Source organism: Burkholderia sp. SIMBA_051 (assembly GCF_046534915.1).
GTDB classification, from domain to species: domain Bacteria; phylum Pseudomonadota; class Gammaproteobacteria; order Burkholderiales; family Burkholderiaceae; genus Burkholderia; species Burkholderia ambifaria.
Genome location: NZ_JAWRXS010000002.1, coordinates 401,553 through 412,800 on the forward strand (window position 1 = coordinate 401,553; position 11,248 = coordinate 412,800).

Here is an 11,248-nt window from a genome sequence, read left to right on the forward strand (position 1 = left end):
TGTTGCGTGCGTATTACTGATTACGTATTGCGTGTGTCGCGTTGCTGCGTTCCCTTCTCGCCCGTTACGCCGGCCGCTGCATGCCGCACGCGCGCGCATAGTGCGCGATCACCTCGCGGATCCGGTGGCGCACCCACGCGCGCGGTTCCTTCGCGAGGCCGCCCGCGCGGCACGCCGCGTACACGTCAGGCAGCCACTGCGCGACGAGCGTCTCCGGCACCGGCTGCCGCGCGAGGTTGTCGAACAGCTGCTCGACCGCCGCCGCGACGGCCGGCTGCAGCCAGTAGTAGCGGATCCGGTCGCTGTAGCTGAACTGGCGCGCGAGCCGCTGCTCGGTTTCGTCGCCGCGGTAGTACGGCGCCCAGTGCTCGGGCTGCGCGCGCATCGCGGCGTCGACCACGTCGCGCAGGCGCGAGCGCTGCGCGACGTCGCCGATCAGCGCGTCCTCGATGAAGGTGAGCGCGAACAGCGCCTCGCGCAGCGCGAAGGTCAGCGCGGGGCCGACCTTCAGCACCGCGAAGTGGTCGCGCACGAGCGCGGCGAGCGCGTCTTCTGTCTGGTAGTCGGTCGAATGCGCTTCGAACACGAGGCGCGGCGTGCGCAGGATGCTCGCGCCGAGCGACGCGGCCTTCGCGCTGTCGTAGTCGAGCACGTGGCGATCGTCGAAGTCGACGCCCGGCTGCGCGACGATCGCGACCACGCGGGTCCACGCATCGTCGAGCCCCGCCGCCGCGAATGCGCGGCGGTGCGCATCGAGCGTCGCGGCGATGCTGTCGCTGCGGGTGACCGCGATCCGCGCGATCGCATCGCCATCGCCATCGGCATCGCCGGCCACTTCGCCGCCCGGCGTCGGCACTTCGGTGCCGATCACGTAGACGGGCGCGACGCCGGCACGCGCCGCCGCGTCTTCGGCCGCGCGGCACAGCTCGGCCGCGCGCGCGGCGATCGTCCGGTCGTCGAGCCGCGGCGGATCGTCCGCGCACGCCATGCTCGCATCGAGGTGGATCTTCTCGAACCCGGCTTCGACATACGCGGCGACCATCGCGGCCGCTTCGCGCATCGCGTCGGCCGCGCGGCGGTGCCGCCACGGGTTCGGGCCGAGGTGGTCGCCGCCGAGCACGAGCGCCGATGGCGCAAGCCCGCAGCGCTGCGCGATCGCATCGACGTCGCGCCGGAAATCGGCCGGCGTCATGCCCGTATAGCCGCCGAGATGGTTCACCTGGTTGCAGGTCGCCTCGATCAGCAGCGGCGACCCGTCCGCGCGCGCGGCTTCGCACGCGGCCTCCAGCACGAGCCGGTGCGCGCTGCAGATCGAATAGATGCCGCGCTGCGCATCCGCGCGATTCGCGTCGAAGATCATCCGCAGCACGGCGTCGGCGTGCGCGTGGCGCGGGCGTTCGGCGGTGGAGGTCAGGCCGGACATGCGACACCTCGTTCGGTCAGGAAGCCATCGATCTCGGCCGCGCTGCTGTTGCCCTCCATCGGACCGCGCCGCGTGACGGCGATCGCACCGGCCGCATTCGCGCGGCGCAGCGCGACGTCGATCGGCAGGCCCGCGACGAGGCTCGCGACCAGCGTGCCGCCGAAGCAGTCGCCGGCGCCCGTGGGATCGAGTTCGTCGACCGGCCAGGCCGGCGCATCGACGCGGCTCGCACGATCGAATGCGGCGCTGCCGGCCGCGCCGCGCTTGAGCACGACGCGCTCGAGCAGCGGATGCGTCGCGAGCAGCCCCGCGATCGCACGCTCGGCCGGCTGCGGCCCGCAGAAGAACGGCAGGTCGGCCTCGCTCGGCAGGAACAGGTGACAGGCGGCGAGCATCGCGTCGAGTGCCGCGCGCATCGGCCGGAAGCTCAGCATCTCCGGCCGAACGTTCGGGTCGAACGACACCTTCGCGCCGACGCGCGCCGCTTCGATCACGCCGCGCTGCACCGCCGCGATCGCCGATTCGCTCGTCAGCGACGAGCCCATCACGTGGAAGTAGCGGCAGCCGTCGAATATCGCGGTGTCGACGTCGGATGCGTCGACGCACGCGGCCGCGCTGGTGGACAGGCTGAAGACGAAGCTGCGCGAGCCGTCGTCGCGATACGCGACGAACGCGGTGCCGGTCGGACGGGCGACGCGACGGATGCGCGCGACGTCGACGCCGTCGCGCTCGAGCCTCGCGACGATCGCGTCGCCGAACGCATCGCGGCCGACGCAGCCCGCATACGCGACGCGCGCGCCGAGCCGCGCGGCCTGGTCGGCGAAGATCGCCGGCGCGCCGCTCGGAAACGGGCCCGCGAACAAACCCGGCGTGTCGAAACCCTGGCCGCGCTCGGCGGCGACGAATTCGGCCAGCAGTTCGCCGGCGACCACGATCTCGGCCATCATGCGGGCCCTCGTGCCGCGGCGGCCGCGTTTAGCGACCCCGCCTGAGTTGCGCGTGCGAGCATCGCCACGTCAGCTCATCCAGTTGCCGCCGTCGACGTTCAGCGTCTGGGCGGTGATGTAGTCGGCGTCGGCCGACGCGAGGAACAGCGCGGCGCCCGTCAGGTCGCCCGGCACGCCCATCCGGCCGAGCGGCACGGCCTCGCCGACGAGCCGCTTCTTCTCGCCGGGCGGGCGATGCTCGTAGCGCGCGAACAGCGCATCGACCTGCTCCCACATCGGCGTGTCGACCACGCCCGGCGCGATGCCGTTCACGTTGATCCGGTGCGGCGCGAGCGCGAGCGCGGCCGACTGCGTGTAGCTGATCACCGCGGCCTTGGTCGCGCAGTAGTGCGAAACGAGCGCCTCGCCGCGACGCCCCGCCTGCGACGACATGTTGACGATCTTGCCGCCGCGGCCCTGCTCGACCATCCGCTGCGCCACGGCCTGCATCAGGAAGAACAGCCCTTTCACGTTGACCGCGAACAGCCGGTCGAACACGTCCCAAGATTCGTCGAGGAGCGGGCGCATGTCGAACAGCGCCGCGTTGTTGAACAGGATGTCGACGCCGCCGAAGCGCTCGACCGCGGTGGCGACGATCCGCTCGATGTCGTCGCGGCGCGTGACGTCCGCAGTGACGGCCACCGCGCGGCCGGGGCTCGCCTCGATCAGCCGTGCGAGCGAGCCGCTCGCCGGCTTCACGTCGACCAGCACGCAGCGCGCGCCTTCGTCCAGATAGCGTTGCGCGACCGCCTCGCCGATGCCGCTTGCCGCGCCCGTCAGGATCGCGACCTTCTGTTCCAGTCTCACTGGTTGTCTCCGGTTCGTTCTGCTGCTCGAAGGCCGCGAGGTGAGCGAACGCTCGCTGACCGATCAATTGCTCTGTTAGTGATCGAATGATCGGATACGCGATTCGCGCTGTCAAGGCGACGCGGCGGCTTTCGATGATGCGCTGCGGCAAGGCGCAGCGCGGCGCCGGCTTGTGACCCGCGTCCCGCAAGGCGCCGCGCACCGGGTGCGGCGCGGCTGAAACGGCGATGAAGGGGACGGAGCGTGTGCGCGGGACGGAATTCGGGCTGCACGCCAGGGAGATACGTTATATCATCGCCATACTTCGTTTTTCATGCCTGCTTCACGCCATGGCCACCTCATCGCCCATCGACGCCCGGCTGTCCCGGGCCGACGCATTCGCCGCCGAGCACGGGCTCGCGTGGACGCCGCTGCGCCGCCAGGTCTACGAACGCGTGCTGGCCGCGCAGCGCCCGATCGGTGCGTACGACCTGCTCGCCGAGCTCGAGCCGCAGCGCGGCCGCGTGCCGCCCACGACCGTCTATCGCGCGCTGGATTTCCTCGTCGAGCACGGCTTCATCCACCGGATCGAATCGAAGAACGCGTTCTTCGCGTGCTGCGAGATCGGCGTGCCGCACGAAGGCCAGTTCCTGATCTGCGATTCGTGCGGCGAGACCGTCGAGATCCCGGGCAGCGACCTCGCGAAGCAGCTGTCCGCGAGCGCGCCCGCGCACGGGTTCGAAGTCCACCACCAGGTCGTCGAGCTGAACGGCCTGTGCGGGCACTGCAAGGGCAAGCCCGCGCACCGCTGACGCCGCACCGCGCGGCGCTCGCCGCCGCCCCCTTCCAACGAGGAGTTCCATGTCCATTGCCCTGAAGCGCGCGCCACGACGCGCCCTGCCGCTTGTTCGCCTGCTGGCCGCATCGGCTGCCGCGCTGTCGATCGCGGCGCCCGCCTTCGCGCAGGCCGCGACCGCCAACGTCGTCGCCGCCGAGAATTTCTATGGCGACGTCGCGTCGCAGATCGGCGGCCGCCATGTCGCGGTGACCAGCATCCTCAGCAATCCCGACCAGGATCCGCACCTGTTCGAAGCCAGCCCGAAGACCGCGCGCGCGCTGCAGCATGCGCAGGTCGTGATCTACAACGGCGCGAACTACGATCCGTGGATGAGCAAGCTGCTCGGCGCGTCGAAGCAGGCGAAGCGCGCGACGATCGTCGTCGCGGATCTCGTCGGCAAGAAGGCCGGCGACAATCCGCACGTCTGGTACGACCCGGCGACCATGCCGGCCGCCGCGCGCGCGATCGCGGCCGAGCTGGGCCGTGCCGATCCGGCGAACAAGGCCGACTACGACGCGAACCTGCAGAAGTTCGTCGCGTCGCTGAAACCCGTCGACGACAAGGTCGCCGCGCTGCGCGCGCAGTACAAGGGCGTGCCGGTGACGGCCACGGAACCTGTGTTCGGCTACATGTCCGACGCGATCGGGCTCGACATGCGCAACCAGCGCTTCCAGCTCGCGACGATGAACGACACGGAAGCCAGCGCGCAGGATGTCGCCGCGTTCGAGAACGACCTGCGCAAGAAGCAGGTGCGCGTGCTGATCTACAACAGCCAGGCCGAAGCGCCGATGACCAAGCGCCTGCTGAAGGTCGCGCGCGACGGCGGCGTGCCGAGCGTGAGCGTCACCGAGACGCAGCCGGCCAGCAAGACCTTCCAGCAATGGATGACCGGCCAGCTCGACGCGCTCGCGGCCGCGCTTTCCGCCAGCAAGAAATGATCGACGCAACGACATGAGCCCCACTCCCCACGCACTCGCACTCGATCGCGTCACGCTCGAACTGGGCGGCCGCACGATCCTGCGCGACGTCAGCTTCTCGATCGAACCCGGCGAATTCGTCGGCGTGCTCGGACCGAACGGCGCGGGCAAGACGACGCTGATGCGCGCGGTGCTCGGCCTCGTGCCCGTCTCCGGCGGCACGCTGTCGGTCGGCGGCGTGCCGGTCGTGCGCGGCAACGCGTCGATCGGCTACATGCCGCAGATCCGAAGCGGCCTCGCGAATCGCCGGATGCGCGGCTATGACTTCGTCGCGATGGCCGCCGACGGCCATCGCTGGGGGCTGCCGCACCCGAACGCGGCGACGCGGCGCGACGTCGAGCGCGTGCTCGAGCTCGTCGGCGGCGCGGCGCTCGCGCGCCGGCCGCTGTCGGAACTGTCCGGCGGCGAGCGGCAGCGGCTGCTGCTCGCGCAGTGCCTGCTCGGCAGCCCGAAGCTGCTGCTGCTCGACGAGCCGCTGATCAGCCTCGACCCGAACCATCAGCGCGGCGTCGTCGAGCTCGTGCGCAACGTGCAGCGCGAGCTCGGCATCACCGTGCTGTTTTCCGCGCACGAACTGAACCCGCTGTTGAACGCGCTCGATCGCGTGCTGTATCTCGGCAACGGCGTCGCCGCGCTCGGTACCGTCGACGAGGTGATCACCAAGCCGGTGCTGTCGCGACTCTACGGTTCGCCGATCGACGTGATGCGCGTGAACGGCAAGATCTTCGTGATGTCGGGCGACGTCGAAGTCGAGAAGCACGATCACGAACACGAGGACGACGACGGCCACTCGCACGGCGGTGGCGGCGGCCACGGCCATCACCACCACGGACACGCTCATCCCGGGCATTCGCACGATGTTTGAATACGACTTCATGATCAACGCGTTCGCCGCGTCGGGGATCGTCGCGGTGCTCGCGGGCATCGTCGGCTACTTCCTGGTGCTGCGCGGACAAACCTTCGCCGGCCACGCGCTGTCGCACGTCGGCTTCACCGGCGCGACCGGCGCGGTGCTGCTCGGCATCTCGCCGATGTGGGGGATGGTCGGCTTCACGCTCGCGGCCGGAATCGGGATGGGCGCGCTCGGCGAACGGCTCGCGGGCCGCGACGTCGCGATCGGCGTGGTGCTGTCCGGCGCGCTCGGCTTCGGGCTGCTGTTCCTGCACTTCTACACGTCGTTCGCGACGCAGGTCACCGCGCTGCTGTTCGGCAACGTGCTCGCGGTCAGCCGCGACACGCTCGCGGTGCTGGCCGGCATCGGCGCGGTGAGCCTCGTCGCGCTCGCACTGATCGCGCGGCCGCTGCTGTTTGCGTCGCTGCAGCCCGAACTGGCCGAAGCCAAGGGCGTGTCGCTGCGCACGGTGTCGATGCTGTTCCTCGCGGTATGCGCGCTCGCGGTGGCCGCGGCGACGCAGATCGTCGGCGTGCTGCTGGTGTTCACGCTGCTGGTCGGGCCGGCCGCGGCCGCGCAGAACGTGTCGACGCGGCTGTCGACCGGCGTGCTGCTCGCCGCGTTGTTCGCGCTGTTCGAAGCGTGGCTCGGGATCACGCTCGCGTATCACACCGACTGGCCGACGAGCTTCTGGATTACCGCGCTGTCCGCGCTTGTGTACGGCGCGAGCCTGTTGCGGCGCCATTGAGCGTCGGGTGGCACAAATGAAAAAACGCCGGCTCAGCCGGCGTTTTTTCATGCTTCACGCGAGCGCGCCGCGCGCGGCGATTACAGGTTTCGTGCGCGGTTCATCGCGCCAGCACGCGCGCATGATGCGCGATGTGATCGGCGATGAACGTCGAGATGAAGTAGTAGCCGTGGTCGTAGCCCGCGTGTCGGCGCAGCGTCAGCGGCTGGCCGGCCTTCGCGCATGCGGCTTCGAACACGTCGGGGTTCAGCTGGTTCGCGAGAAACTGGTCGGCGAGGCCCTGGTCGACGAGGATGCCGTCCGCGAACTTCGGCGCATCCGCACGCGCGACGAGTTCGCTCGCGTCGTGCTCCTTCCACGCGTCTCGATCAGCGCCGAGGTAGCCCGAGAATGCCTTCTCGCCCCACGGGCAGCGCGTCGGCGCGGCGATCGGCGCGAACGCCGACACCGAGCGGTACAGGTCGGGATGGCGCAGCGCGAGCGTCAGCGCACCATGCCCGCCCATCGAGTGGCCGAAGATCCCGAGCCGCGCGCCGTCGATCGGCAGCTCGGCCGCGACGAGTTCGCGCAGCTCGCCCGTCACGTACGATTCCATCCGGTAATGCGTCGACCACGGCGCTTGCGTCGCGTCGACATAGAAGCCCGCGCCGACGCCAAAATCCCACGCATCGGACTCGCCCGGCACGTCCGCGCCGCGCGGGCTCGTATCGGGCATCACGAGCGCGAGGCCGTGCTGCGCCGCATACTGCTGCGCGCCGCCCTTGATCGCGAACGTTTCCTCCGTGCACGTGAGCCCCGCGAGGTAGAACAGCGCCGGCACGCGGCCGTGCGCCGCTTGCGGCGGCAGGTACACCGAGAACTTCATCGGCAGGCCGATCGCCTTCGAATCGTGGCGATAGAAGCGTTGCTCGCCACCGTGGCAAGCATGCGAAGAAACGAGTTCGAGCATGGGGTTCCCTTCCGTTCAATACAGCACGATCGGGCGAATCGATTCGCCCGTCTTCATCGAGTCGAAGCCGTCGTCGAGCTTCGCGGGCGGCAGCGCGTGCGTGTCAGGCCGGGCCGTGCCGCGCGACACGGCGAAACCGTGCCCGCCATGATCGCCGATCCCGCCGCCGATCGCGTGCGCGAAACAGTCGCCGGCTTGCCGCGATGCGTCACCGCCGTCGCGACAGGACAAGTGCCCGAGTTTAAACGCCGGTCGTGAACCACGCATCCGTTCGCGTATACAGATCGACGAAACGCGCATGGCGGGCGGCCAGCGCGCGATCGTCGCGCGGCGCGGCGACCGGCGACGCAGCCGGCGCCAGCGTGCGCAGCGCATCTTCACGCCAGTGCCCGATCGCGACGCCCGCGAGCAGCGCGGCGCCCCGCGTCGCGGCGTTCGGGCAATCGACTGCGTCGAGCGAAGCGCCGAGCGCATCGGCGAGCAACTGGCGCCAGCGCGGATCGACCGAGCCGCCGCCGGCAAGGCGCAGCGTCGTCACCGGATCGGCCGGATTCGCGTCGCGGATCGCATCGAGCCCCGCGCGCAACGCGAACGCGACGCCTTCGAAGGCGGCGCGCATCATCGCGCCGCGCGTGTCACCGAGCCCGAGTCCGAGCCAGCCGCCGCGCGCATCGGGATTCATCCACGGCGAGCGCTCGCCCGTGAGGTACGGCAGGAAGCACAGCCGCTCGGACGGCGGCTGCGCGAACGCGTCGTCGTACGCCGCCGGCCAGCCGTCATAGCCGAGCCAGCCGCGCACCGCCTCGAGCGCGATGCCGACGTTCTGCATCGCGGCCATTGTGTAATAGCCGCCGCCGGCCGCCGTGCGATAGCGATGCAGCCCGCGCCGCGCGGGCGGCAAGCGATCCGCGAGCACGACGATCTGGCCGCCGCTGCCGGTGGTCAGCAGCGCGTCGCCGGCCGCGACGAGCCCGCTGCCGAGCGCCGCGCACGCGGTATCGGCCGCCCCCGTCGCGAGCGGCACGCCGGCCGGCAGCCCGAGCGCCGTCGCGGCCGTCGCGGCGAGCACGCCGCAGCGCGCGCTCGACGGCTGCACCGGTGCGAAGCGGTCGGCCGACAGGCCCAGCGCGTCGATCAGCGCCGTATCCCACGCGCCGTCCGGCGTCGCGAGCGCGGTCGCGCACGCATCGCTCGGATCGGCCGCGACGTCACCGCCCAGCGCGATGCGCAGCCAGTCCTTCGGCTGCACGGCCCGGCGCGCGGCCTGCAGCGCCTGCGGCTCGTGTGCGGCGAGCCAGCGCAACAGCGGGCCCGCCATGCCGGGCGCGACGGGATTCGGTGCGACGGGCAATCCGGCGACGGGCACACCGGCGGCCGGCCAGTCGGCCGCGTCCGCTTCGCGCACCGCGCGCGTGTCGGGCCACAACAGCGCGGGCCGCACCGGCTGCCCGGCCGCGTCGATCAGCACGACGCCATGCATCTGGCCGGAGAAGCCGATCGCGGCGACCTGCTCGCGCTCGGCGGCCGGCAGCCGTGCCGCGGCGCGCACGAGTGCCTGCCACCACACGTCGGGCGCGATTTCGGCCCAGCCGGGCTGCGGCGAAGACAGTGCATAGGGTTCGCTCGCAACCGCGCGCTCGATGCCGTCGGCATCGAGCGTGACGAGTTTGATGGAGCCGGTACCGAGGTCGATTCCGAGCAGGCGCATGGCTGGGTGGCGTAGTCGAGTAAACGGATGTCGATGATAGCGGGATCGCGGCACGCGGCCCCGATTTGCGCGGCGTATTTGCCGCCCCGGCAATGCGAAAACGCGGCCGCGCGCGGCGGGCTTCACGAGGCTGCATCTTGCGCGTGAAAACAGCCGCTCGCGGGTTAACCCGGCGCGATTTTTCGCAGGTCGTTTTTGCCACTATGCCGACGCGCCGATACAGACCATAAAGCCGACGATATTTGACATGGGGGCCCGCACTATTTTGAAGGGCTATAAAACCGGGGAACCTCACTCCAGCGGTGTTTCCCGATGATCTTCCCCCTGTTGCATGCCGAACCGGCATATCGAACCTGCAAAGAGCGGAATAGAACCCAGTGCTCTTGTTGCGATGGTGCATTCCGCATAACTTCGTACCACCCCGAAAACAAGATCATGGAGTGAGACAGATGCAATCGAACACGGTCCATCCGTGCGATGAGGTGCTGCCGACCGGCAAGCTTGTAACGCTTGGTCTGCAGCACGTCCTCGTCATGTACGCCGGCGCCGTCGCCGTGCCGCTTATCGTCGGCGGCGCGCTGAAGCTGCCGAAAGACCAGATCGCGTTCCTGATCAGCGCCGATCTGTTTTCGTGCGGCATCGCGACGCTGATCCAGACGCTCGGCCTGTGGATCTTCGGAATCCGCCTGCCCGTCATCATGGGCTGCACGTTCGCCGCGGTCGGCCCGATGATCGCGATCGGCACCAACCCCGGCCTCGGCATTCTCGATATCTTCGGCTCGACCATCGCGGCCGGCATCATCGGCATCGTGCTCGCGCCGACGATCGGCAAGCTGCTGCGGTTCTTCCCGCCGGTCGTGGTCGGCACCGTGATCGCGGTGATCGGGCTGTCGCTGATGGAAGTCGGGATCAACTGGGCCGCCGGCGGCGTCGGCAACCCCGAATACGGCAGCCCCGTCTATCTCGGCCTGTCGCTGCTCGTGCTCACGCTGATCCTGCTGATCAACAAGTTCGGCCGCGGCTTCCTCGCGAACATCTCGGTGCTGCTCGGCATCGTCGCCGGCTTCGTGATCGCGTTCGCGGTCGGCCGCGTGAATACCGACGGCGTGGCGCTCGCACCTTGGGTCGGCTTCGTGATGCCGTTCCACTTCGGCATGCCGCACTTCGACCCGCTGTCGATCGCGACGATGGTCACGGTGATGTTCGTCACGTTCATCGAATCGACCGGCATGTTCCTCGCGGTCGGCGACATGGTCGATCGTCCGGTCAACCAGGACCGTCTGGTGCGCGGCCTGCGCGTCGATGGCCTCGGCACGCTGATCGGCGGCATCTTCAACTCGTTCCCGCACACGTCGTTCTCGCAGAACGTCGGCCTGATCGGCGTGACGGGCGTGAAGAGCCGGTACGTCTGCGCGACGGGCGGCGTGATCCTGGTGCTGCTCGGCCTGTTCCCGAAGATGGCGCAAGTTGTCGCGTCGGTGCCGCCGTTCGTGCTCGGCGGCGCGGGCATCGTGATGTTCGGGATGGTGGCGGCAAACGGCATCAAGGTGCTGTCGAAAGTCGACTTCGTGAACAACACGCACAACCTGTTCATCGTCGCGGTGAGCGTCGGCATGGGCCTCGTGCCGGTCGTGTCGCCGCACTTCTTCTCGAAGCTGCCGCCCGCGCTCGCACCGATCCTGCACAGCGGCATCCTGCTCGCTTCGGCCTCCGCCGTGATCCTGAACATCGTGTTCAACGGCGTGAAGGGCGAGAAGGATGCGAAGTGCGAGATCCGTCGCGCGGGACATGACTTCGACGGGCGCCCGGCCGACGTGCATCACTGATCGGTCCGCGCCGGATGCACGGCGCGACACGGCAAACGAAAAACGCCACGGCAAGCCGTGGCGTTTTGCTTTGCGGCGGAGGACCGCAGCGGGGATAGCGATGCGCAGTCGCGAC

The 11,248-nt window shown here is 69.7% G+C and carries 11 protein-coding genes; 5 read left to right on the plus strand and 6 right to left on the minus strand.

The features are described from left to right. Positions 1-64: 64 nt before the first annotated feature. From SB771_RS05830 to SB771_RS05840, 3 genes are all read right to left on the minus strand, one after another. On the minus strand, positions 65-1,423 hold the full coding sequence (locus SB771_RS05830) for a D-tagatose-bisphosphate aldolase, class II, non-catalytic subunit (RefSeq protein WP_175660335.1): 1,359 nt from the start codon (positions 1,421-1,423) through the stop codon (positions 65-67). Next, complete coding sequence (locus tag SB771_RS05835) at positions 1,411-2,367, minus strand: sugar kinase (protein WP_175660437.1); 957 nt, start codon at positions 2,365-2,367, stop codon at positions 1,411-1,413. The genes SB771_RS05830 and SB771_RS05835 overlap by 13 nt, the downstream gene beginning before the upstream one ends. 72 nt (positions 2,368-2,439) lie before the next feature. Further along, on the minus strand, positions 2,440-3,216 hold the full coding sequence (locus tag SB771_RS05840; RefSeq protein WP_012364583.1) for an L-iditol 2-dehydrogenase: 777 nt from the start codon (positions 3,214-3,216) through the stop codon (positions 2,440-2,442). Between the two features lie 329 nt (positions 3,217-3,545). Here SB771_RS05840 and SB771_RS05845 point away from each other — a divergent pair, with 329 nt between their 5' ends. From SB771_RS05845 to SB771_RS05860, 4 genes are read left to right on the plus strand one after another with little or no spacing between them, the layout of a single operon-like run. Next, positions 3,546-4,007: a Fur family transcriptional regulator gene (locus SB771_RS05845; protein WP_011657790.1), complete on the plus strand. Its 462-nt coding sequence runs from the start codon at positions 3,546-3,548 to the stop codon at positions 4,005-4,007. Positions 4,008-4,056: 49 nt separating this feature from the next. After that, a complete protein-coding gene (locus SB771_RS05850; protein ID WP_410721767.1) occupies positions 4,057-4,971 on the plus strand; it encodes a metal ABC transporter solute-binding protein, Zn/Mn family in 915 nt (304 codons plus the stop codon). Between the two features lie 13 nt (positions 4,972-4,984). After that, positions 4,985-5,875: an ABC transporter ATP-binding protein gene (locus SB771_RS05855; RefSeq protein ID WP_012364586.1), complete on the plus strand. Its 891-nt coding sequence runs from the start codon at positions 4,985-4,987 to the stop codon at positions 5,873-5,875. Next, complete coding sequence (locus SB771_RS05860; protein ID WP_175660337.1) at positions 5,868-6,650, plus strand: metal ABC transporter permease; 783 nt, start codon at positions 5,868-5,870, stop codon at positions 6,648-6,650. Before SB771_RS05855 ends, SB771_RS05860 begins: the two co-directional genes overlap by 8 nt. Positions 6,651-6,750: 100 nt before the next feature. On the opposite strand, the gene fghA is transcribed toward SB771_RS05860, so the two are convergent. From fghA to SB771_RS05875, 3 genes are read right to left on the minus strand one after another with little or no spacing between them, the layout of a single operon-like run. Next, entirely contained in the window at positions 6,751-7,599 is an 849-nt protein-coding gene (gene fghA, locus SB771_RS05865) for an S-formylglutathione hydrolase (protein WP_175660338.1), read from the minus strand. A gap of 15 nt (positions 7,600-7,614) precedes the next feature. Beyond that, the gene (locus tag SB771_RS05870) at positions 7,615-7,830 is read right to left on the minus strand and encodes a hypothetical protein (RefSeq protein ID WP_175660339.1); all 216 of its coding nucleotides are present in this window, start codon (positions 7,828-7,830) and stop codon (positions 7,615-7,617) included. A gap of 10 nt (positions 7,831-7,840) precedes the next feature. Continuing rightward, positions 7,841-9,307, minus strand: coding sequence for a xylulokinase (locus SB771_RS05875; RefSeq protein ID WP_175660340.1), 1,467 nt, complete (start codon positions 9,305-9,307; stop codon positions 7,841-7,843). A gap of 449 nt (positions 9,308-9,756) precedes the next feature. On the opposite strand from SB771_RS05875, the gene SB771_RS05880 reads away from it, so the two are divergent. Beyond that, entirely contained in the window at positions 9,757-11,133 is a 1,377-nt protein-coding gene (locus SB771_RS05880; RefSeq protein ID WP_175660341.1) for a nucleobase:cation symporter-2 family protein, read from the plus strand. The last annotated feature ends 115 nt before the right edge of the window (positions 11,134-11,248 follow it).